The sequence below is a fragment of the Nocardia sp. BSTN01 genome (assembly GCF_015354405.1).
GTDB lineage: Bacteria > Actinomycetota > Actinomycetes > Mycobacteriales > Mycobacteriaceae > Nocardia.
Window position 1 is genome coordinate 1 of the sequence record NZ_JADKYP010000014.1, and the last position, 22632, is coordinate 22632.

A 22632-nucleotide genomic window follows, 5' to 3' on the forward strand; every position below is an offset into this window, starting at 1 on the left:
CCGTCGATCAGTGTGCAGTTGGCCCGCATGGTTCGTGCTGAAGTCGAGTACCGACACCCTCTTGAGCTTCTGCAGGACTATTCGAACGCCGACAAGCACAGGGCCTTGAGGCTGTGCGCGGCCGGTACCCTTTCCACGACCGGCGATGTTCCGCTCGCCGATCTCGACCTGGGGTTCCGGGAACTTGAGGTTGGATCCGTGATTGCCACCGCTGCGCCGAACACGAGTCTCATAGTCGAACTCAATTCGGCCGTCTTGATGGAACGGCCAGGTTCTACAGCGATGGTGGCGCCTGTTGCAGAGCTATCTCATCTCCATAGGTACGTTGCCAACGTTGTAGTGCCCGTGCTGATTACGGGTGTCGAGCTTCCTCGATCATTACCCCCGCAAATTGAACTCGGCGATAACGGCGCTGCGAGCGCCGAACGGATCTCGCGGGGAGAGTGGGCCCCTGCTCCGGAAAGGTGGGCAAGCAAGACTCAAGAGCGCCTTGCCGACTGGGTGGCAAAGCCACCGCTGCGGATGGCCAAACATCAGGGGTAGGTGCTCAGGAGCTGCCGCGTTCGTGTGGGTGGCTTCAAATGTGTCTCGCAGCAGCAAAGTTCTCCCACCGGCCAAGTGTGGTGCAGGTCAGCCCGCCCGGGCTTGTCACCGTAGAAGGTGAAGGTCCCTGTTCGGGGGTCTGAACTAGTTCCTGCCGAGGTTCGAGAGGCGCTGATCGAACCGTTGCGTCAGTGCGCGGACGGCCTCCCGCCAAATATTGGCTTCTTCGATGTCGATGTCAGCGGTTCCGCGCTTGAGGCTCTCGACGTCCTCGCCCCGGTAGCGCGAGCGATTCCCAGTTGTGGGCCTTGATGGGGCAGGACGGGGCGGCAGGCGATCGCTGGCGCGAATACTGTGGCGCCGCGGGAACGAAGCGGACCTGGGAACGCTGCTGTTCTTGGTCCATGACCGGGATGTTCTCGTCCGGGGGGACCGCAGCCTTCTGCGTCGCGAGGTGGGCGGCGGACGGTATCGGCCGCCCGGCCACGGTTTAGGCAGTGCAGAGTCTGATCGACAGCTCCGGCACCCACATTGTCCGCCAAATAGTCAACGGCCTCGAAGGAGTTGCCGACATACCAGCGCTGGCAGCTGTCTCGGAAGCTTTAGTTCGACACCCGTCATCATTCGTACGCCGGTGGGCCATTGCCGCGTCCAGGTAATCACTGTCCTAGGGCGGTGACGGTTCGATGGTGCATCGTCCCGAGTCACTGCTGACGACTTACCGATTTCATTCCGCTTGCGCTGGCACGTCGACGAGGACGTGATGGTTCGCCGGATGGCGGTGACGAAGTCGCCGTGGTGGTGTGATCAGGCGAAGTCGTGGTTCAGGAATTCGGTGCGGAGTCGAGTGATGAATTCTGGGTAGTCACGGCCGTATGTGGCGATGCCGGAGCGCACCGCTTCGAGCGCGGCTCTGATCGCGGTGATGTCGTTGCTGACGGCCAGCATGTAGGTTCTGGCGGCTTCGTACTGTGGGACGAAGTCGGTAGCTCCGGCGATGCCGGGTTCGATGGTCAGCGGTATGGCGGGGTCGGTTTGCAGGCGGTATGTGGTCAGTGAGTGGTTGGCGAAGTCCGGTGGTGGGGTGGTGCCGTGATCCATCGTGTCGAGGGCGGTGCGGAAGTCGTCGAACTCGACGAGGCCGCTGCGCTCGAAGGCGCGTCGCGCGCACCAGCGCGCGAGGGCCCGCAGGCGGTCTTCGGACAGGGCATCGATTTCATCGACTAGATCGCGGTCGAGGTCGGCGATTATCGAGGCGGCGGTGGAGATCGTGAGGTCCTCAGCGAGGCGTCCGGTGGGTGGGCGTCCGCCCCATCGGTTTCGCAGGGCGAAGACAGCCTGCGCTTCGGGGCTGTCGATGGTGAACTTGGTCAGGGTCCCGTCAGGGCCTGGGGCATGGAAGTGTTCGTAGTCGACTTGCGGGAGTTGCTTCGTCGGCGGCTCGTGAGCGGTGTCGGTCTTTCGTAGCCGCGTGATCGAGTCTGTGGGGCGGGTTGTCGGGGTGATCTGGAGTAGGTACTGCTCGGTGGGTTCGGTGGCGATGCCGTCGAAGTCGATATCTCGGCCTCGGGCGTGCGCGCGTACGCGGTAGCGGCCGGCGGGGATGAGGGCGTATCCGTCGGCGACGCGACCATCGACGCTGAGCACTCGTAGGTCCTCGGGGGCATCGATCACGGTTTCTTCGACGGTTTCCCATTCCTCCAGCGCCGCGGTGGTGTCGTGGGTGTCGACTGTGAGGGTGGCTGGGCCGTAGGCGATTCCGGTCAAGATGGTGACGAAGCCGGGGCCGGTCCAGATCAGGGTTCCTTCTGCGGTGACATCGGTGGTGTCGGTGCCGCTGCCGGCGAGCAGGAATTGATGGTCGCTGACCTGGACGGTCCCGGTCTGGGTCATTTAACTCACTCCCTTGGTGGTCAGGATCCCTTCACATAGAAGGTATCGCCGTCGAGTACGCGGTTTTTCACATAGAACCATCCGGTGATGCCGCCGCCGCGCATGTTGTCTCGCCCCGGCATCATGCACATACTGATCCCCGCCGCGTTCCAGAACGTCACCGGCACCGACAGGGGGACGACCCAGCCGCTGGGCATTCCTGTGGCACAGCTGCCCTGATAGGTCCTGGCCGGGCCGTTGGCGCCTCCGCCCTGGTTGGTGGAGGCGAAGGGGTATTCGTCGCACTGCTGGCCCGCCGGGCGGGGGCGCGGTACCCGGTTGCAGGAGATGTTGCGATTGTTCTGGATCTGGGCGTCGTTGGTAGTGCGGGTCAGCGGTGTGCCGTTCGGTGCTCCGGGAAGACCGCTGGCCTGGGCGTAGCCGATATGGCCGGACAGCGCGGGCACGTTGCGGGTGGTCATGTCCAAGATCGGTTCCGCGCCGGCGACGATGCAGCCGGAGGTGTTGCGGTTACCGACCTGATCGCAGCGAATCACCGGTGACACACCGGCCTTGGTGGTGACGGGGTTCGCATTGGATCCGGGCAGTGAGATCGTGAATTCGGCGAAGCCGTTGGTCCGCGAGATCGCTCCGATCCCCACCGGTGAGGACATGGTGTAGTCACGCTGGTACGGCGTTTCGGCGACCGGGTGGGGCGGCTCGTTGTTGTTGAAATTGTGGCTGCAGCTACCGTCGCTGGTGCAGTAGACCGACATTGCGTATTGGGCGGCGTCGAGTCCTCCGGTGACGCCGGTTATGTGCAGGGCCGTGCGCACATTCCAGGTCGTGGAATTCCATGCAGTGGTGAGCTGGTTTTCCTGAACCACTCCCAGCGTTCCCAACGGCGCGCCTGTTTCGCGGTCCAGCAGCGCCAATTGCCCTTCGCGCCACATGCATTGATACTTCCGATCGCCAGCCCACTGCCGGTGGGGAAGGTCCTTGCAGTACGGCTTGTCGAGCACGCTGGTCCAGCTTGCCTGCGGTGCCAGAGCCGGGGCCGGTTCGGGTCGGCACCAGCTGTAGCGGGGGTTGTCGCCGGTGTCGGTGGGCAGGTCCGTGCACAGCGGCAACTCGCCGAACATCTGCCCGGTGTCGGGCTGGCTCTTCGGTGCGAGGTCGGGCTGGGGGGCGTTGGTCCAGCCCGGCCCGGTCACCGCCACCCGATCGTCGTCACCACAACCGGGGCAGTTGCCGTCGTCGATGTAGTCCTCTTGCCAGTCGATATCGTCGTCTTGCACCGCGGTGGTGGGCCAGCCGATGGTGCCGTATTGGAAGTCTTGATCGAAGGCTTGTCCGCGCTGCCTTTGATCCGACACCGGATACCCGTAGGGGCCTGCTTCGTAGTTCGTCATCGCCCATTTGGTCAAGATTCCGCCGGACGCCGGGTGCGCACCGGTCGAGGGGGACCAATAGATCATGCCGTGTTCGAACCGGTTGAACCGGCCGACGCCATCCGGCGCTACGGTTTCGTCGCTCGTCGGGTAGCCGAGATAGCCTGTTTCCCAGCCGGTTTCGCCCCACTTGTCGCGGATGGCGCCGGCGACGTAATAGGCGTCGTTGAGTTTCCAGTAGATCGTGCCGCCCTGGAAATACTGGCGGCGCCCGATATTGTCGGGGTTGACCAGCTCGTCGGAGGTCGGATAGCCGAGAACGCCTGCCTCCCAGCCGTTGCGCTGCCAAGCGGCGAAGAAGTGGTTGGCCACCGGATGCGCTCCACCGGCCGGTGACCAGTAAATCGGGCCGTTCTGGAATGTCGAGCGTTTCCCGACCCCGTCGGGGTTGGTCAGCTCGTTCGACGTCGGCCACAACAGGAAACTGTTCGGGCCGCCCAGCTCGTTGTATTTGTCGCGGATCGCGCCGCACACCTCATATGGCGCCGGCCAATACACCTGACACCCGGGTGTGGCCAGCGGTTGCGGCGCGCTCGCGGTCGCCTCCATGGTCTCGGCTTTGTCGGCCTGCTCCCTTGGTGAATCCGTCGGGCACCTTCTCCCGATCCGACCGCATTTTTCCAGGAACCACTGTGCGATTGGGGTTCTCGGTCGGCTTCCAGGCGCCCGCAGCCGGATTGTGCGGTGGTGTCGGCGCCGACTGTGGTGGGCTCGTCGGCCGCGGCGAGCCGGGTGGTGGGATGGAGCTGCTCGTCGGCGGTGGCGAGGAGGTCGGTGGTGGATCCGCAAGCGCTACACCGGCACCACCGGTGATCGTCAATGCGACAACGACCGCGGTGACGAAGGGACGCGCACGTACCGCACGGCGGCGGCCGGTGGCGGGGTAGTGAAGACGTGGTCGAGCCATGACAACCTCCCTGATCTTCCCCAGTAACGTTGCCGCTGAGCCGATTACGCGCTCGCGGCAACCGTCCACGACCATATCGAACATATGTTTGCCCTACTGGTGTGTTGCTGGTCGCGTGTCCGATATGTTGCGCGTCCGTTATGTCTGGATGTTGGCGCGGTAGCGGATATGACTGTGACTCAGCGGATTTAGGATTCCGTCCCACGAGCAAGGGGGAAATCGCCTTCAGCTGGGCCGGTTCGAATTCCGGAGGCAGTAGCAGCTTCCGGGCAGCGCTGCGTAGTGGTGTGCGCGGCCGGCGGTGTTCATGTTCGTTGCGCGGCAGTGCCTGCCGGGTGTTCCCGCTGCGGTCCGGGTCTACTGGCAGGCCAGTAGACGAGTGTGATCCCGCCGACCAGCCGGGATGTTGCTGTGCGCCGGAGTTTCCAGGTCCGCAGTCGCTACGATTTTCCGCCGACCGCGGTGCTCGAGGTGGTAAAGGACACGGATCGATCAGGCACCGGTGAATTCTGAGCGCCAGGCAATCTCGATGTCCGGAAAGCGTCGCTTGGCACACGGCTCGCCCTCGGACATCGTGATGTGGGATGGGAGGCCGCACATGTAAGGCCGGACGGCCGCGCTTTCGCGCCGCGCCCTTCTTCCGCGGAGTTGTTGCCGGCCGGTTCCAGGGGCGCGGTGTCAGATGAGGTGTGCGTAAATTTGTGCCATGACGCAGCCTATGACCTTGTCACCTTGGGCGGTGGTCGCCACAAGGGCGTTCGGTTCGGCTTTGCGGGGGACCCGGAGTTCGCAGATGGTTGCGCCGCGGCCGATGGTGCGGCTGAGTTCGACGTCGACCCGGGCAGGGGCGAGTTCGAACAGTTCAGGCCAGAGCAGGTAGGCGGCGGCGGAGGGATCGTGCAATGCCGCGGGCCGGGGTGTGTTCGGGTCGGTCATGCGTAGGTAGAAGCCGACGTGGTCGGCGACGATATCGGCGCGTTCGGTGCCGATGGTCCGCAGCTGGTGTTCGTGGTCGGGGGTGATGAGGACTTGGCGGGTGAGGTTGAGGCCGAACATGCGCAGCGGCGCGCCGGAACGTAGTAACCCGTCGAGTGCTTCGGGGTCGGCGTAGGCGTTGAATTCGGCGGCGGCGGTGTGGTTGCCGCCGGTCGTCGAGCCGCCCATCCACACCACCGCGTCGATGGCGTCGACCAGTTCGGGGTGGAGCAGCAGCACCACGGCGATGTTGGTCAGGGGCCCGGTCGCCAGGATCGTGATCGACCTGGTCGCGGCCGAGCGCAGCGTCGAGGCCAAGGCGTGGATCGCGTCGACGGGCTCGGCGGCGCGCTGAGCGGCGGGGAAGCAGCGGCCCAGGGTACCCATGGCACCGGTGCCGAGGAGCCGTTCGATGGTTTGGGGCTCCTGCGCCAACGGTTTGGCAGCCCCGCGGTAGATCGGAGTGTCCAGTCCGCAGAACTCGGCGACGGCGAGGGTGTTGGCGGTGGTGTTGTCCAGGCTGGTATTGCCGACCACTGTCGATATCCCCAACAGCTGGATCTGTGGTGCGCGCGCGAGCACCATCAACGCGAGTGCATCGTCGAACCCGCTATCGCAGTCCATCCACACAGAACGCATGCATTTCCCCCTCTCTCACGCACCGCAGCAGGCAGCCGAGATGTTGATCGCCAGAAACGCCGCCTGTGCCACGAGAGCCGCGGCGCGGGGCCACAATATCGGGATCGGGACCTGGGTGGCGCCCAATTTCGGTGGGCCCAAGATGATGTCGTGCAGGATGGGGCTCGCGTGCGTGGGGCTCGATTGGCTCCGCAAGGCAAGGCCACCCGATACCCGCGCGGGCTACTCGTCTCAACTGTCGCGCTGGTACCGCGCAACGAACCGCGCGCGCAATTGCTGCTGTAGGAACACAAAACGATGGCCGCTCTCCCGGAACACCAGTGACGAATCGTTCGACCGTTCGCCAGTGGGCGGTCGTCCGCGATGCCACTTTGGGCGCTGTCGGTGACAGCGGCAGCGTCGCCCGCGCCCGTGCCGACGGCGGGCTGGGTTTTGATCCGGAAGTCGTTGGTGTCTTCACATGCGCTCCCGTGGCACTGCTGCCCGTAACTGGTTGTGCTCGACTGTATTTCACGCAGAAGTCGACCCGGCAGTATGTCAGTGGTACTCGGTGGAAACGGATGCCAATGTCGGTTCGGCCGGATACCGTGTGAGCGCGACAGATTCATGGTGCGGATGGTGCCGTCGTAGCGAGGAAGGGGGCGCGCGGTGGAGGAAGGCTCGATCTCAGAGCTTGCCGTGTTGTGGGGAATGGCGGATTGCACGTTGGCGGTGCCGCGGTTCGGTGAGCCGGGCTGGTCGTATGAGGAGACTCTGCTACTGGCGTGCCCGAAGGGCATTCGACGGTTCATGTTGCGCGAAAGCCGTTCGAGTACAACGGGAAGCAGTTGCGCTACGTCGCGTTGATCTGTCCCGATTGCGCCCACGCGTACGAGATGCGGGACTTCGCGTTCACGTCCTACGCTCAGGTGCGAAACGCGTCTTCAGGACGCGGGCCCCGGCCACAGCAGGGGAACGCCTCTCGCTCCCGCACCGCTTCACCCGCGAGTCAATCGCGGCCGAGTTATGAGCCAACGCACGAGCAGCAAGCGGTGATCGAGGTTGCGAGGGCTGGAAAGCATCTTGTTGTGCAGGCCGGCGCCGGTGCGGGAAAGACCAGCACGCTGGAGTTGGTGGGTCACGCGTTGGCGGGCAAGAAGGTCGCCTACACCGCCTACAACAGGGTCACCAAGGACGAGGCGAGCCGCCGATTCCCCTCCCACGTCCGCTGCGCCACCGCGCACGGATTGGCCCACCGGTTTCTGCAGCGCTACCGACATCGACTCGACAACACGCAGCGACAACGGGCCGAAGACCAAGCCAGAATCCTGGGCATCCAGCCAGGCAGGCGTAGGTGCGAGCCGTCGAACTCGGGGGCGACGATGGTGTTGAACAGCTCGTTGTAGCGGTCGATCAGTCGCTCGCGACGGGCGGGATCGCCTTGCAGCGCCCACATTTCGAACTCGGTCGCCAACCGGCGCGCTTCGGCCTGCGCGGCGCGGGTGGCACGAGTGTGGAGCTTGTCCCCACCGGTGGCGGCGTGGAACTCCTTGGATTTGTTGATCTGGATCGGTTTGGAGTTGCACAGCGCGGTCAGGATGTCGATGTGGTCGAAGCGCTTGCCGGCGACACCGCAGCACGCGACACCCAACTCGTCGGCTTGGGCGTCTTCGAAGTTGTAGCCGCCGTCCTGGTTCGTGTAGAACTTCGGGGCCAGCCCCCACTTCTCGACGTCGGCGTGCCAATCGTCGTACTCTGGAACATCGATCACCCACTCCCCGGCAACTCGGTCGACGAGCACCGGATGCCCGGCCGGGATGGCGAAGGTGTCGCGGATGAACTGCGCGTACTCGTTGGGCGGCACCCAGACCGCGCCGAGGCGGATATCGACATCGGTGCGTCGTGCAGGCAGAACCGCGGTCAGTGCTTCGACGGTTGGCGCGATAGCGGGGATCGGTGTCCACCCGTTCGTCGCTGCGGAGAGCTTCTTGAAGACGTTGCCCGACAGGTAGGACGCGGCACAGATCCAGGTGTCGGGATCGGCGATCGACCGGAACGCGAGCCCAGTCTCCACCAACTGCTGGGCCGCATCCTCATCAGAAGCGGTGAGCAAGCGGGCAATACGGGGCACGTCGATGACCCCGGTCTCGTCGAGGCTCACCGCCACCGCGTCTTCGATGCTGGTGGCGTGGGTGATCGGTTGTGCCGCAGTGGCGATCACATCGGAGGTGAGCAGCGGCCCTTTGCTGGCGCGGCCGGTGTCTTCGTCGAAGACTTCGAGCGCGAACACCAGCGCGATAGTGGGATCGTTGCGCAGGACGCCTTCCAGATGCGTCTGCTTTCGGAACGGTTCGCGTTCGGGTTCCCACGCTTGTTCCGTGAAACCTTCGAGCACCTCGTCGGGAATAGGCCCTAGGAACGGCTGTCCGGGTTCGCCTTGTTCGGCACGCCAGGCGGTGGCCGCGGCATCGACGCGTTCGCGGTGGCGCTTCTCGGTGACCGGCGGCGGTTCGACCCAGGTGAATCGGTTGATGAAGCCGTAGGTTTCGAGATAGCGGTCGTAGCGTCGGTTCAGCTCACCGCGCAGCGCGGATCGTTCGGCGTGATCGCGTCCTTCGAGCTGCGCTTGCACGAGAGTGGCGGCGACATCCCGTAGTCCGAGCAGCTCCCGCCATTCGGCGATCCGGCGTTTCCCGCGTACCGGGGCCTCGGTCCAGTCGGTGCCGGTGAACACCTCGATTCGCCAGAGCTGCTTGTTCCACCGCAATGTGTCAACCGCGACCTCGGTGCTTTCCTCGACTGGCGTGACCAGACCGGTGCCGAAGGCATCGGGACTGGCGATGACAGTGGACGCCGGTGTGGCGGTCAACCCCCAGTCCGGCGTCGAGGCCGTTGTCGATGATGCGGGTCAGTCGGCCCGCCACCAGGCGAGCGAGTTCCTCACCGACGGGGCCGTCGATGTCGAGTGCATCGCGGCTGTATTGGCGCTGTCGCCAGCACAATTCGCCGAGGATGTGATCGGAGTGGGCGAGGAAGTACTTGTTGAGTTCGACTTCGCGGCGGTACCCGTGCTCGTCACGCACTGTGGTCATCCCCGATTGCAGGTACAGCCGGGTGTCCGCGGTGGGTTCGCGGCCTTGCTCACGCACTCGCCAGATCAATAAGTCCTGCACCACTCCGGTACCGGCGACGCGCAGGAATGCCTTGGCGGGCAACCGAAGCGCGCCGACCAGATCCGCCCGCGCGGCCATATGCTCGCGGGCGGTCGCGTCGCGTATCTCGCTGGTGAAATGCGAAGTCAGAACTGCGACATAGCCGCCGACACCGACCAGGTCGAGGGATTTGACCAGGAAGTGGTTGTGGATGGAGAAGTTCGCGGCGTTGTGGATCGGATCGTAGAGACGCACTTTCCCGAACGGCACGTTCCCGATCGCCAAAGCGAACGCGCCCGCCTCCACTCGGGTGTCTTCGAATCCCTCGCAGCGGATCTGCGCCGAGGGATACAGCGCCGCTGCGGCGCGGGCGGTGATCGGATCGCACTCCACCCCGACCATCACCGCCTCCGGCGGAGCTTGGTCGATGAAAACTACTGCGCCGCAGCCTGGTTCGAGGACCGGTCCGCCGGAGAATCCGGCGCGGCCGATGGCCTCCCAGATCGCCTGGGAGACGGTGGGGTCGGTGTAGTGAGCGTTGAGAGTGCCTGCGCGGGCGTGTGCCAACTCCGTGCTGTCGAGCAGTTCGTGCAGCCGTGTGTGCTCAGCCTGCCATTGCGGGTCGTCGGTGGAGATCCCTGGCAGCGCACCCCACCCGGACCAGGCGGCGATCACCTGCTGTTCCTCGGGCGTCGCGTAGCGGTCCTCGTTGTCGAGGCGGCGCAGAGTCTCGATTACGCGGAGATTCGCGTGCGCGCGGTCGATCTCCTGCGACGGAACCCACAGCCGGGTTCCCGGCTCGAAGTTTACCGGCGCGGGCAGGTCACCGCTCGCCGCTGCGTCCCGAACAGGTGTGGGAGAGGGCGCGGGCTATCGGGCGTGGTGACGGCCACTTCCAAGGGGGTGGCTGTGATCTGCTGCGCCGAGATATCGGCTTCTTCGAGGTCAGGTGTGGCAGAGCCGGATTCGGCTGCGGACTGGCTCGCGGCTTCCTGCCATCCGCGTAGGTATTCGTTGATCAGGTGGAGGACGTGGTCGGGGTCGGTGTTGCTGCGTGCCAGCGCCGTCGCCAGATCGGGGTCGATTGGAGCGGCGGGGTCAGTGCGTCCGTCACGGTAGGCGTCGCGCCCCAGCGCGAGGAAGTCCTCGGGAGCCATTCCCGCCAGCGCGATCGCGGTCGCATCGCGGTCGTCGGCGGCGCTATCCATGGCGGTACCGCTACCCGTGCTGGTCGACGCGGCGGACGCTGCCCGTTCCGGAATAGGTTGCGCCTCAGAAGCCCCCGATCGGCTGGTGGTCGGGCGCGTTCGTGTGGAGGTGAGTACCGACCTCGCGGTACCCGTCGCGATGTGCAACGTCGCTTACGGCACGCGATTGATCGGAACGCGCGGTGGAACCGGCGAGAAGGTAGCCGAGATGCGCGTCTATGTTGGGGGTTCCGAGGGCCCCACTCCTGGTGAGCCGATTTCGGCTGTTGTGGCGTGGGAGTTCCGGTCCCGACTCTATGAGGAGCTCGGTCAGTGGTCCGAGTATGTCCGCGGCGAGCGAAGCGAGTGCTTTTACTGGCACCGTGCGGACGTTGTTCTGGGTCTCGATCTCCACGAGTCTTTCGTACTGCTGAACGTTGTCAACCCCCGCTACGAGCGATGGGTTCGCTCCACCCGGTCAGCTCCGCGCTCTCCGGGAGCAAAGGAGATGTGATCTCAGCAGCCTATATGACCGTGTGCCGCAGCGGCGGGCCCACGTAATGTGTGGGCCCGCCGCTGGTTTCGAGTTTCAGATGCGTTCAGGCGACCCTGTCCGCGAGCGGCTGTGCCGTGGCCTGGTCGCTGACGTCGTCCTGCCAGCTCTCGTGCAGGTCACGGTTGCGTGTGAAGGCGAAGCCGATGACCGCGGCGACCGCGAGCAGGACGGCGCCGACGGTCATCATGTTGTTCAGACCGTCCACCACTGCGGAATGGGCGGCAGACACCGCTCGGGGTCCAATGCCGTCAGGGAGCTGCCCGAGGACCGAAGAGCCCGCTGCGGCAACAGTTTCTCCCTGGTCGTGGGCGGCGCTGCCGATCTGCTGACCAATTTCGGAGGCGGCGAAGTGGTTGGCGACGCGGGCCTCGAAGAAGGAGCCGAACACCGCGATGCCGAGGGCGACGCCGATCTGCTGGAAGGTTTCGCTGACACCGTTGGACATGCCGGCTCGGGCAGGCTCGACGACGTTGATCGCCAAGGCGGCGCGGGTGGGGTTGAAGATGCCCATGCCGACGCCGATCAACAGGAAGTTGGCGAGCAAGGCGGTCCATGAGCTGTCGGACTTCAGTAGCAGTGGAACCGAGATCATGCCTGCGCCGACAGCCAGAGAGCCGATGCCCAGTAGCCATCGGGGGGAGACCTTGGCGGTCAATGCGCCTGCGACGCCGCCGATCACCATCATGACCGCCGACATCGGCAGTAGGCGCAGGCCCGTGGCCATCGGCGAGTGACCCAGTTCGATCTGGACGAACGACATGAGCAGGAAGATGGCGGCCAGCGACGATCCCATCAGCAGCACGGTCACCGCGGCGAGGCTGTCGAAACTGACGATCCGGAACAGTGACAGATCCAGCAGTGCCCGCGGTCCTCTCGCGCGTTCGATGCCGACGAAGACGGCGAGCACGATCGCCGAGGCGATGAACAGGCCGACGATCAGTGTGCTGCCCCAGCCTTCGGTGTTGCCGCGCAGGATGGCGAAGACCAGCATGGTCATGGCCACGGAGAAGGTGATCAGACCGGCCCAGTCATTGGCGTGCGGTGTGCGGTCTCCCCGGTCTGGGATGCGCAGTGCGCCGGCGATCACGGCGAAGATGCCCAGCGGTACGTTGACCAGGAAGATCCATCGCCAGTCCAGGTACTGGGTGAGGACGCCGCCGACCACCGGGCCACCGGCGATGGCAACGCCGTAGCCAGCGGCGAAGACTCCGAGCGCCTGGGCTCGTTCCTTGCCGCTGAACTCCTGGGCGATCAAGGCCGGTCCGATCGCGAACAGCGCCGCGGCGCCGACACCCTGGATGCCTCGTGCGATGTTCAAACTCCAACCGTCCCAGGCTAATCCGCAAGCCAGGGACGCCGCCGAGAACAGTGCGAATCCGAGGAGGAACATCGACTTGCGGCCGTACCGGTCGGCCAGTGCGCCGCCGGTGAGCAGGAAGACGCCGAGGGTGAGTGAGTAGGCGTCGAGCACCCATTGCAGATCGGCGAGATTGCCGATGTCGAACGCGCTGCGCACGCTTGGCAGGGCCACGTTGACCGAGGTCAAGTCGATCATGAGCATCGAGGTGGCGAGAGTGACGATGCCGAGTGTCCACCAGCGGGCGCTGGCGGGTGGAGCCCCCGACGGGAGGGGGCTCGTTGTGTCTATATGACGGCCAGACATTTCGTTCAACCTCCGAAGGCGTGATCCAAGGTCGGTTACCATTGGTTACAGAGGTCATGATGTGTGACCCGAGCTCGCAGGGGAAGAAGGCACTTCAATGTCACAGAGGAACATCCAGGTGCCCGTGGGGTACGACCTCGAAGAGGATTGCCCTTTCCAGGAGGTCCTCGAGCGTGTCGCGAGCAAGTGGGTTGTCCAGGTGATTTTGGCCAGCTCGGCAGGTCCGGTCAGGTTCACCGAGCTCGAGAGCGCGATCGACGGGATCAGCCGACGGATGCTCACCCTGACGTTGCGTCGCCTCGAACGTGACGGACTAGTCACCCGCACCGTATATCCCTGTGTCCCACCGCGAGTCGAGTACACCGCGACCGAACCAGCCCTCGAGCTACAGGAAGCGTTCCAGGCCCTCGCCGATTGGGCGTTGCGTCATCGGCCTACGATCGCCGCCGCCCGCCGCGTCTACGACAACAGGGTCTCAGCTGAGGCTGAGGATTCAATCCTTAGTTGAAGATCAAATGAACATCTAGGTTAATTCCTCGGTGGGGAATAGATCACCGCGCGCCATTGTTGCCGGCGCATTGACGTGACGTGTGGGTATAGCTTTCTTCGGCGACCGCGGGTTATATGCGCAAGTCCTTGTTCGAGTGAGGCCGATCACAAATCATGTTAAATTATCATGCTGAATTTGAAAGGACTTTGGCGGGAGGGCACACTCGAAGGGATTTGCTTTCTGAACACTGGGTGGGGGAAGTTGTCGTGAGTGAAACCGAAGAGAGACGTAGATCTGAGCTGGCTGCTTTTCTGAAGGCTCGGCGCTCTCGCCGTCAACCCGAAGATGCAGGTCTGGTTCGGACCGGCTATCGCAGGACGCCGGGGCTGCGCCGCGAGGAAGTCGCCGTTCTCGCGAACATCGGCGTCTCCTGGTATAGCTGGCTGGAGCAGGGTCGGCCGATCAAGGCATCAGCGCAGGTGGTCAACGCCATCTCGGACGCGCTGGGATTGGATCAGGAGGACCGCGCGCACCTGCGGGTGTTGGCCGGGCTACATGAGTTCGATGTTGTTCCCGTGTCCGAAGAGAGGGTTTCCCGAATTGTTCGGGATGTGCAGCTCGTTATCGATAATATTGGCGATCCGGCATATATCCTCGACAAATATGGCAGCGTTGAATTTATCAACGCTGCAGCTCGGGAGCTGATCTACGCACCGATCGGCTCGAACTGCATGATTCGATTCTTCACCGATGCAGATTATGCCGACAGATTTGTCGATCAAGATGCTGCCGCGCGGAGCTTGGTAGGACGCTTCCGAAAGCGGGTGGGGAAGTACATAGACGATTCTATACTCGCCGAGACGGTTGATTCGCTCCTCATGCGCAGTGATTCTTTCGCGTCGCTGTGGCGTGAAATGGCGGTAGGCTCCGATCTGCCCGAAGTCCTGGTCTACCGTCACGATTCACTCGGCCAGCTGCCGATGCGAACCACCAGCTTCGCTCTCGAAGCAGACATGGAGCGCACCCTGGTCGTGCATTCTGTCGACGGACCCATGTCCGATGTCGTGCGGCGGCATCTGCAGAACCGTTCGTGCGCGGACGGCCGAGTGATTGCGTCAGAGCCGACTCAGTGGCATGACCCTGCGTGTGCCCTGACCAGCATCGACGTCTGAAAGTAGCGGGGGTCCAAAGGATTCCATTGGGGGGTGGGCGGCCGGAGTGTGGCATGGCGGTCTCCAACCCTTCACGCTCTCGCGGTGTGGGTGTTAGTCGGAGTAACAGGACCGAGACACCCTGGTTGGCGGTACCGCGCCCCGGCAATATCGACTTGCGGGACAACGGATCTCATCGGCGAGAGCAGTTGTTCCCCTGGTGCTTTCGCATCCGGTCGAGCCGTTCTGTATTCGAGACGGCGCCCCGCGTCGCCGGTCCCCTTTGACATCTGGCGTCGGCCGTGAGGCGAGTGACTGCGAGGAGGGGATTTGTGACGTCAGCTGTACATGAAGATGCGATTGCAATCGTCGGTATGTCTTGCCGACTGCCCGGAGCGCGAGATATCGACTCCCTGTGGCGTCTGCTCGACGGAGCCGATACCGCGGTGAAATCTGTTTCACCGAAAGGACTTCCGGATCGTTCGCAACATCCGGGTGACGCGCATCGATTCCACGGCGCGGTGATCGATGACATCGACCTGGCCGGCGAGGTACAACCGTTCGGCGTGGTCGATGTCGGTGGCGGCCATCGACTGGAACCGGCGAGGAACATCGCGGTTGTTCAAAAGCGTCAGCACTGCGGTTTTGGAGATCCGGTACTGCGCGGCCAGCCGCGCCGCCGAGGCTCCGTCGCGATACGCCTGAATCAGTTCTTCCACCGCTGTGGACGTCAGTCGACGCTCGATTCTGCGGGGAGCCCGGGAGCTGTCTGCTGTTGTCCGCTCGCGCCTGCGGCGCGGCCCCGAAGGCTGTCCGGAGTGGATTTTCGCGTGGGTGGCCTCGAGTTTCTGCAGGTCAGCACGTTTGGAATAACGCCCAGCTAGGTCCACAATTCTTAAAATCCCAGGTCGGGCCCTTTTTTCATCCATACGGCGGCCGAGCATTTCGCCCAGAAAGGATTCGGGAGCGCGACGATCAGAGACATCGCTGCTGCCTGCCGGATCTCGCGTGCTGGGCTCGTGCACTATTTCCCGGACAAGGAGGCGCTGCTACAAGCGGTGCTCGAAGAGCGTGACCTCGCGGACCGGAGACGATTCGGGGCGTACGTCCAGGTGCCCGGCGGGCTGGGTATTTTGCGCGGGATGGTCGAGTTGGCCGCTCACAATCAGCAGACGCCCGGATTGATAGATCTGTTCGTGCGGCTGTCGGCGGAGGCTTCCGATCCGGAACATCCGGCGCACGAATACTTCGTCGAGCGCTACGACCGGATCCGTCTCGGCACCGCCCGAACACTGCGAAAGGCGCTTCGCGCCGGGTATTTACATGAGGATTCGGATCCGGACCGAATCGCTGTGCGCCTGACCGCGCTGATGGACGGCCTGCAAACCCAATGGCAGTTCGACCGTACGATCGATATGGCGCACCACATCCGTGCGGCCATCTACGAGGTTCTCAGCGGCGAAGGCAGAAAGGCGTTCGAAGCGCTCGCTGTCGGGCCGCCTCTCGCATGAGGCCTGTCGCGTCCCAGCGAACGCCTCGTGCACACGTCGGCGCGCTTCCTCCGGCTTTCTCGAACCAGCCGACGCTGGACACATCTCACAAGTTAGGGCCCACATCATGAGGTCTTCCTGGATTTTGGCGTTCGCCGCTGTAGTGACCATGGCCGGGCACACCGCCGCGGTGAACGCGCAGCCACCCGCGCCCGCGATGAACGATTGGGACTGTCGGCCATCGGCCGCGCATCCACGCCCTGTGGTATTACTGCACGGCATCACCGACAGCACGCACGAGTGGGACGCGCTGGCCCCACGTCTGGCCGAGGCCGGTTACTGTGTCTTCGCACTCGACTACGGCAAGGATGAGCGAACGTTGTTCCAGGTCAACGGGTTCGGTCCCGTGCGGCGCTCGGCGACGGAAGTCGATGCTTTCATCGAGGCGGTCCGCACCCGTACCGGTGCCACCCAGGTCGACCTTGTGGCTCATTCGGAAGGCGCTGCGATCGCGCTGTCCTTGGCCGAGCAGGTCGAGCGTGGAGACCGGATTCATACCGAAGTTCTGCTGGCGCCACCCACTTTCGGCACAACGCTGTCCGGTGTCGTGGAGGTCGCCGAACGGTCCGGAGTTCGTGGCGTGACCGATGCCGTCTTGTCGAATGCGATGTGCCCGGCCTGCGCCGACCTCGAGGCCGGATCACCGTTCATCACCGAACTCGACCGTGCACCGATCGCGGTGGCGGGCGTGCGCTACCACGTTCTCGCGACGCGTGACGACACCGTCGTCACCCCGCCGGGCACTGCCTCGTTCATCCCGGAGGTCGGTGTGGACAATGTCTTCGTCCAGGACCTGGCTCCCGGGCATGTCGTCGACCATGCCACTCTCCCACGCGATCCCGTCGTCATGGGGTGGATCACCGCTGCCCTCGACCGATAGGGGGCATGGGCGTCCGGCGTACGTGACGACCCGCAGCGCTCACAGCCGCGGGGTGTTGCCCCGCCGGGTGACGTTGCCATCGACTACGACCACGTCTCGTCCATATCGGCCCGCTGTGTCCGCGGTGCTGGTGACGCGTTCCCTGTTCCGGTCGTGAGGACAAGATCGGCGCCGTGCTGGGTGAGCAAGGCAGCGACGGCTCCGCCCATTCCGCCGTCGAAGAAGGCGAAGGAGCGCAAGTGGTATGCGCGATGGTCGTGGGCGCAAGGCGTCGGGACCCGGTCGCCTTGCCCCCCTGGAGTTCCGGTCAGGGCGGCGGCTGTGACCGCGGCGATCAGCGTGAGCAGTTGTCGTCGGCCCGGTCTCGCAGGATCCATCGCTTTTTCCTGGTAGGGCGGTGTTTTGGCAGGACCTCGTTTCCGGCTCGAACGTAGCATTCGCCGGGCCTCGCAAACCGGACCCGGCGGCCGGCGCGTGCGTCGGTTTCGATCGGGTGGGAGATTGGAAGGATGGCCTGAATGAACATGGTCGCTACGCCCGGATGGGAATTGGCTGCGGTATGTGCGGTTCTGGTGTGTGCGGCAGCGGCGGTGTACCGGGTGGCGCGGCTGGGGTCGATCCTGATCGTTCCGGGCGCCGCGATGCGCGCGGTCGCGCAGCTGAGTGTGGTCGCGCTGGTTCTGGCCGCAGCTTTGGCGAGGGTGTGGTCGTCGCTGCTGGTGCTGGGCGCGATGTTCGCCGCGGCGGTGTTCACGGCTGCGCGCCGGGCGCGGGCGGGCCGATCCGGGGTATGGCTGGCGGTGGCTGTGGGTCTCGGCTGGTGTGTGGTGCTTGTGCCGCTGGTGGGGACTGGGATCGTTCCGATCGCGGGCGTGGCGATCGTGCCGATCGGTGGAATCATCCTCGGCGGCACGATGACCGCCACATCGTTGGCGGCGCGGAGAGCCTTGGATACGATCGAGCACCGCCGCGGTGAGATCGAGGCCGCGCTGAGCCTGGGAATGTCCGAACGAGACGCCCACCTCGAGATGATTCGCTCCACGGCCGCCGACGCCTTGCTGCCCGGAGTCGATCAGACCCGCACCGTAGGTGTGGTGACACTGCCGGGAGCGTTCGTCGGGGTTCTGGTCGCCAGCGGTTCGGCGACACAGGCGGCCGCGGTCCAGGTGCTCGTGCTGCTCGGATTGCTGTTGGCCCAGTCATGTGCGGTGGCGGCCACCATCGAACTGGTGGCACGTGGCCACGTGCGCCGCGCCGCCGGCAGGCGGTGATCGCCTCAGCCTGTAGGAAATGCGTTAAGAAATCCTGTGAGGGTCCGGCCCGGAGGCGCCTCAGTGCAGGATGAGCATCGACGACCTGATCGGTCGTCGAGTGGCAGGTTGTGCCGTGGGTGATTTCGGGGACAGGAGCGTGGGGATGCGGATGGTCCGGTTCGCTACCGCCGCGGTCGTTGCGGTGGGGCTGCTGACCGGTTGTTCGAGTCATCCGCCGCAGGCGGAGGTGCGCCAAGCTGTGGACCCGAATTTCCTTGCCGGGTGCGGTCCGGTGGGGGAGCCGGTGATCGCGCGGGCGGTCGACAGGTCGACCGCGATCAAACAGTCCTCGCCGCCGACGTGTGCGTGGGCCGCGTCGGGTCCGGACGCAGACACCGTCGATGTGACCTATGCCTGGTTGTCCGGTGACACGCTCGCCCGCGAGCTACAGATCGCGCAGCAGTCCGGGTATCAGGTGGAGAAGTTCGTGGTGAAACGCTTCGCGGGCTTCTACTGGCACGATCCCCGCGATCCCGGCCACTGCGGGGCCACTGCCGCTGACACCGGCACGGTCACCTGGTGGGTGCGAAACCGTTCGCACACACCACATCCCGATGACCCGTGCGCCGCGGCCATGACGCTGATGCAGCAGACGTTGTTGATCGACGGCACGTGAGCGATATGGTCCGCGCAGCGCGGTCTGCGCGGACCCCATCCGATTCGGTTTGTCTACCCGGTGATGGATTGGGCGAGCTTCACCGCCACCAAGATCACAGCGATGAGCAGGTAGCCGCGAAGGGCGAGCATCCCAGCCGTGCGGAGCGGCGAAAAGGCCGGGCGTGGAAGGGTTTCCAACGCGGGAGTGCGCCACGTGTCGCGATCCTGTTCGCGGATTTTCCTGCGTTCGCAGCGGCTGAGCGCGGTGGCGTCGAGCTCCTCGATCTGGTCGGGATCGAGTCCACCCAGTTCGGTGGCGGTGCGTTCGATCGATCGGCGGGCGCTGCGATGCCGCGACAGCCCAAGGCCGATGCCGCTGATCCCGCCGGCCGATACTCCTGCGGCGAAACCGATTTCGAGTGTGCGGGTCGACAGGTGCGGGAAGAATGTCGCGGCGGTCAGCGCGAGTGACAGCAGCACCAGCGACCAGACGATGATGCCGGCGACGATGTTTTGCCGGGTGGTGTTGACCCACGGCCCGAGCACCGCCTTGTCGTTGCACAGCAGCACGAGAAACACGGTGGCCGAGGGCAGCAGCACACCCGCGAGTGCTTGCACACCCTGGGTCAGTAGTCCGAGGACGTGGTCGGGGCTGAACGACACGGCGGCCGCGGCCGCCAGCAGCGCGGCATATCCCAGGTAGAAGGCGGGTGCTTCGCTGATCTTCCAGTGCAGCGAATGCCGTCGGCCCAGGGTGTCGCCGAGCGCGTAGGTGGTGGCCAACCCGACCGCGTTGGCGCCGATCAGTGATGCGTCGAGCAGCAGGATCGCGAACATTGCCCCCACGGTGGTCCCTGCGTGCTGTTTCAGCCCTTCGGCGACCGCGCCTGCGTCGCTGAACGTTCCGACGGCGTCGGTGCCGGCCAGTCCGAAGGCGGTGGCGGCCATGATCGCGACCGCGCCGAGCACGACTACGACGATGCCGACCCACAGATCGATGCGCTCGTAGCGGATCCAGCGCGGGGTGATGCGTTTGTCGACGATGTTGGACTGCTGGAAGAACAGCTGCCACGGCGCGACAGTGGTGCCGACGATCGCGACGATGATCAGCAGTAACGTCGAGTTCAGCCCGCCCGGAAACGACGGGACGAAGCCCTTCGCCGTCGCAGACAGGCTCGGGTGCGCGAGAAAGGCCAGCGGGAACATCACGATGTCGACCGCGATGAGCGCGAACAGCAATCGCTCCCAGCGACGGAACGAGCCTGCGGCCACCACCGTGAACAACAGCACCGCGGCCACAGGCACCGAAATCCCTTTCGGCAGCCCGAAGTAGCTCAACGCCAATGCGACACCGATGAATTCGGTGACGATGGTGAGTGCGTTGACGACGAACAGATCGCCGACGCTGAACGCGCCCCAGAACTTGCCGAACCGGTCGAAGATCAGCCGCGCGTGTCCGACACCGGCGACAGCGCCCAGGCGCACCACCATTTCCTGGTTGACGTAGAGCACCGGAATCAGCAGCACCAGCGTCCACACCAGCGCCATGCCGTAGTTCTGTCCGGCTTGGGCGTAGGTCGCGACCCCGCCGGCGTCGTTGTCGCCGACCATCACGATCAGGCCCGGACCGATGACCGCGAGCAGCATCCGCAGACGCTGCCCGCGGCTACGCCCCTCGACCGTGTCGTGTCGGCCGATGGTGCCGAGCGCGCCGACGATATCGCCGACGTGCGCGGAATCCATCACCGCCGTCGACTGCGTGGTGTGCTCGTTCGGCGTCGCGGTGTCGGTGCGGCGGTCGTCCCCGCCTGAGTAGAAGGCCATCGCCGGTCCTTCCCTTTCTGAAATCTTCTGCAGTACAGGGTTTTCCGGTTTCAGCGGTGGTAGGTGTGGCCGCCGAGAGAGGCGGTGACGACCGCGTGTGGAATGTGTGCCGACCGCAGGTTGTGGCGCTCCGCGGGCGTGAGGTGGTAGCGGGCACGTATACGTCGAGCCGATGCGCTCAACACGTCGCCCAGGCGGTCGGGACGCGGGAAGGTGGGGAAGGACATGATCGTGCTCCTCGCGGAATCGCAGCCGCCGCATCATGTTTCACGAAATACGGGCACGCGAGAGCGGCCGGACGCTGCTTCGGCGACAAGGGCCGCCGAAAGCGTCGGATGCGGTGTCTCGCCGTGATCAGGCCGTGAAGTGGCCGCAGCAAGCTGAGTGGGAAACGGAATGTCGAACCGGACTCGGATACGGACTATCGCCGGAATTCATCTCGTCCCTCACCTCCTTGCCGCCGGGACGCACGCGCACGTCATACATTGTCGAAACAACAGCTGGGAGACATCGCCGCGAAAGCGGCCGATGGGCACCCCTCTCGTCAGAGCTTCGGCACTGTACGACGTATCCCCTTGCGGGAGAAGCCACTTCGGATCATCCCTTAATCCGGAAAGATCTGTCCTAATCCTGGGCGTCTCTCGACGTCGTCGGATCAGTGGCCTGTGTTCGTACAGGAGCCTCGCCTAGCGAGGTGCTGACCGAGCAATTCTGCACCGCGGGCGAAACTCTGTCAACCGAGGTGATCCGAGACACAGCGAAGTGTGAAAGGTGTTGCAGCAGTGGCTGTTCGCGTCTGCGTGTTGTCGGCCGCGGTCGGCGGGGACGGCTACGGTCGGTGAAAAGTGATCGAAATCCGTGCACGCAGCCCGCGCCATGCTTCGCGCAGCGTCCACCTGATGACCTTGCCGACCGGCGACGTCCACGTCGTGGGAGAGGGGTCGGCTGCGGGAAGTATCGATCGAGCATGCGGGCCCTCGGAAACGTCGGTTTCCGAGGGCTCGCGACGCGGTCTGTCAACGGTCAGTTCTGGGGTTTGTTGATCGTGTTGAAGAACTGGATGGCGCTGGCGACTGCCACCGGCCCGCCGAGGATCACGGTGCCCGCCGAGGCACCGAGAGCGGCGCCGGCGGCGGCGCCCGCCAGGCAACCGCCGGGGGCTCCGGCGAAGAAGATCGGCGGCATCAATGCGGTGCCGACGACCGCGCCGGCCCGATCGGCACATCCCGATCATCGCTTTCCACGGCAATGCGGACCAGATCGTTTCCTACAACGGGGGTGTGGGGCCGGTCGGCCAGAACCTTCCCGCTTCGGACGGCTCCCCCCGCACCGCGGGACAGCAAATGGGTGATCCCGGTGCCGCGGGCGAAATCATCAGTACGCAAAGTGTGCCGGATCAGGCCGCGGCATGGGCGGCACGCAACGGATGCGGCTCGACTCCTGCTGTCGAACGGGTGGCAGCCGACGTGACCCGGACGGTCTACCCGTGTGCGGCCGGCGGTTCGACCGAGTTGTACACGGTCGAGGGGGGTGGTCACAACTGGCCGGGCGGGGACGCCTCGACCGTGCAGGAGCTGATCGTCGGACATCAGACGCGTTCGATCAGTGCCACCCAGATCATCTGGGACTTCTTCCGGTCACATCCACTCGAGGGCCCGATCGCATCCTGACCGCACACGACCCGCAGCCATCGGCTGCGGGTCACCGCGCGGGCGGGTAATGTTTCAGTTCGGTGATATCCCGGCCGACGCCTTGCCGCCCGATCAAACGGCCCTTGCGGTACAGAAAGCGCTTCATCCCGAATTCGTGTCGTACGCACGCCCACTCCGTGGCTCCCGGCGTGGATTTCCATTTCGCGGACCTCGCCGTCCGGCCGCAGGACGCGTCTCGAAGAACGGCTCGC

22 protein-coding genes and 1 riboswitch are annotated in these 22632 nt (G+C 64.7%); of the genes, 10 read left to right on the top strand and 12 right to left on the bottom strand.

The features are described from left to right. On the top strand, positions 1-543 hold a 543-nt coding region (locus tag IRT45_RS14065), incomplete at its 5' end, for a hypothetical protein (protein WP_228534331.1). An 807-nt stretch (positions 544-1350) separates the two neighbouring features. Here IRT45_RS14065 and IRT45_RS14070 read toward each other — a convergent pair. Together IRT45_RS14070 and IRT45_RS14075 are read right to left on the bottom strand one after the other, a co-directional pair. After that, the gene (locus IRT45_RS14070) at positions 1351-2436 is read right to left on the bottom strand and encodes a hypothetical protein (RefSeq protein ID WP_194806306.1); all 1086 of its coding nucleotides are present in this window, start codon (positions 2434-2436) and stop codon (positions 1351-1353) included. A gap of 20 nt (positions 2437-2456) precedes the next feature. Beyond that, positions 2457-4415, bottom strand: a complete 1959-nt coding sequence (locus tag IRT45_RS14075) for a hypothetical protein (protein ID WP_194806307.1) — start codon at positions 4413-4415, stop codon at positions 2457-2459. Positions 4416-4498: 83 nt separating this feature from the next. Here IRT45_RS14075 and IRT45_RS14080 point away from each other — a divergent pair, with 83 nt between their 5' ends. Then, positions 4499-4753: a hypothetical protein gene (locus IRT45_RS14080; protein ID WP_194806308.1), complete on the top strand. Its 255-nt coding sequence runs from the start codon at positions 4499-4501 to the stop codon at positions 4751-4753. 698 nt (positions 4754-5451) lie between these two features. Here the strand turns inward: IRT45_RS14080 and IRT45_RS14085 are convergent. The 6 genes from IRT45_RS14085 to IRT45_RS14110 all read right to left on the bottom strand — a co-directional run bounded on the left by IRT45_RS14085 (position 5452) and on the right by IRT45_RS14110 (position 12966). Next, positions 5452-6387 carry a nucleoside hydrolase gene (locus tag IRT45_RS14085; protein ID WP_194806309.1) on the bottom strand — a complete coding sequence of 312 codons (936 nt, stop codon included), beginning with the start codon at positions 6385-6387 and terminating at the stop codon, positions 5452-5454. A 1249-nt stretch (positions 6388-7636) separates the two neighbouring features. Next, on the bottom strand, positions 7637-8761 hold the full coding sequence (locus tag IRT45_RS14090; protein WP_194806310.1) for a hypothetical protein: 1125 nt from the start codon (positions 8759-8761) through the stop codon (positions 7637-7639). Between the two features lie 376 nt (positions 8762-9137). Continuing rightward, on the bottom strand, positions 9138-10193 hold the full coding sequence (locus IRT45_RS14095) for a hypothetical protein (RefSeq protein ID WP_194806311.1): 1056 nt from the start codon (positions 10191-10193) through the stop codon (positions 9138-9140). Positions 10194-10324: 131 nt separating this feature from the next. Continuing rightward, positions 10325-10726: a hypothetical protein gene (locus tag IRT45_RS14100; RefSeq protein ID WP_194806312.1), complete on the bottom strand. Its 402-nt coding sequence runs from the start codon at positions 10724-10726 to the stop codon at positions 10325-10327. Positions 10727-10790: 64 nt separating this feature from the next. Continuing rightward, complete coding sequence (locus IRT45_RS14105) at positions 10791-11120, bottom strand: hypothetical protein (RefSeq protein ID WP_194806313.1); 330 nt, start codon at positions 11118-11120, stop codon at positions 10791-10793. 184 nt (positions 11121-11304) lie between these two features. Continuing rightward, positions 11305-12966: an MFS transporter gene (locus IRT45_RS14110; protein ID WP_309240956.1), complete on the bottom strand. Its 1662-nt coding sequence runs from the start codon at positions 12964-12966 to the stop codon at positions 11305-11307. A gap of 76 nt (positions 12967-13042) precedes the next feature. Here IRT45_RS14110 and IRT45_RS14115 point away from each other — a divergent pair, with 76 nt between their 5' ends. The 5 genes from IRT45_RS14115 to IRT45_RS14140 all read left to right on the top strand — a co-directional run bounded on the left by IRT45_RS14115 (position 13043) and on the right by IRT45_RS14140 (position 16995). Next, complete coding sequence (locus IRT45_RS14115; RefSeq protein ID WP_309240957.1) at positions 13043-13432, top strand: helix-turn-helix domain-containing protein; 390 nt, start codon at positions 13043-13045, stop codon at positions 13430-13432. Between the two features lie 248 nt (positions 13433-13680). After that, positions 13681-14586, top strand: a complete 906-nt coding sequence (locus IRT45_RS14120) for a helix-turn-helix transcriptional regulator (protein WP_194806316.1) — start codon at positions 13681-13683, stop codon at positions 14584-14586. Positions 14587-14939: 353 nt separating this feature from the next. Then, positions 14940-15449: a hypothetical protein gene (locus tag IRT45_RS38005; protein ID WP_194806421.1), complete on the top strand. Its 510-nt coding sequence runs from the start codon at positions 14940-14942 to the stop codon at positions 15447-15449. A gap of 228 nt (positions 15450-15677) precedes the next feature. Then, the gene (locus IRT45_RS14135) at positions 15678-16076 is read left to right on the top strand and encodes a TetR family transcriptional regulator C-terminal domain-containing protein (RefSeq protein WP_194806317.1); all 399 of its coding nucleotides are present in this window, start codon (positions 15678-15680) and stop codon (positions 16074-16076) included. A 106-nt stretch (positions 16077-16182) separates the two neighbouring features. Continuing rightward, positions 16183-16995, top strand: a complete 813-nt coding sequence (locus IRT45_RS14140) for a triacylglycerol lipase (RefSeq protein WP_194806318.1) — start codon at positions 16183-16185, stop codon at positions 16993-16995. Positions 16996-17078: 83 nt separating this feature from the next. Here the strand turns inward: IRT45_RS14140 and IRT45_RS14145 are convergent, their stop codons facing one another. Continuing rightward, positions 17079-17372 (bottom strand): hypothetical protein, encoded by a 294-nt coding sequence (locus tag IRT45_RS14145; RefSeq protein ID WP_194806319.1) that lies wholly within the window; start codon positions 17370-17372, stop codon positions 17079-17081. Between the two features lie 141 nt (positions 17373-17513). Between IRT45_RS14145 and IRT45_RS14150 the strand changes: the two genes are divergently transcribed. Beyond that, positions 17514-18266 carry an ABC transporter permease gene (locus IRT45_RS14150; protein WP_194806320.1) on the top strand — a complete coding sequence of 251 codons (753 nt, stop codon included), beginning with the start codon at positions 17514-17516 and terminating at the stop codon, positions 18264-18266. A 145-nt stretch (positions 18267-18411) separates the two neighbouring features. Further along, entirely contained in the window at positions 18412-18924 is a 513-nt protein-coding gene (locus IRT45_RS14155) for a DUF3558 family protein (protein ID WP_194806321.1), read from the top strand. 53 nt (positions 18925-18977) lie between these two features. On the opposite strand, the gene IRT45_RS14160 is transcribed toward IRT45_RS14155, so the two are convergent. The 3 genes from IRT45_RS14160 to IRT45_RS14170 all read right to left on the bottom strand — a co-directional run bounded on the left by IRT45_RS14160 (position 18978) and on the right by IRT45_RS14170 (position 21914). Further along, positions 18978-20729, bottom strand: coding sequence for an NRAMP family divalent metal transporter (locus tag IRT45_RS14160; protein ID WP_194806322.1), 1752 nt, complete (start codon positions 20727-20729; stop codon positions 18978-18980). A 50-nt stretch (positions 20730-20779) separates the two neighbouring features. Next, positions 20780-20956: a hypothetical protein gene (locus IRT45_RS14165; protein ID WP_194806323.1), complete on the bottom strand. Its 177-nt coding sequence runs from the start codon at positions 20954-20956 to the stop codon at positions 20780-20782. A 302-nt stretch (positions 20957-21258) separates the two neighbouring features. After that, positions 21259-21430, bottom strand: a riboswitch (M-box (ykoK) riboswitch). 322 nt (positions 21431-21752) lie between these two features. Then, positions 21753-21914: a hypothetical protein gene (locus tag IRT45_RS14170; protein WP_194806324.1), complete on the bottom strand. Its 162-nt coding sequence runs from the start codon at positions 21912-21914 to the stop codon at positions 21753-21755. Positions 21915-22072: 158 nt separating this feature from the next. On the opposite strand from IRT45_RS14170, the gene IRT45_RS14175 reads away from it, so the two are divergent. After that, entirely contained in the window at positions 22073-22399 is a 327-nt protein-coding gene (locus IRT45_RS14175; RefSeq protein ID WP_194806325.1) for a hypothetical protein, read from the top strand. The last annotated feature ends 233 nt before the right edge of the window (positions 22400-22632 follow it).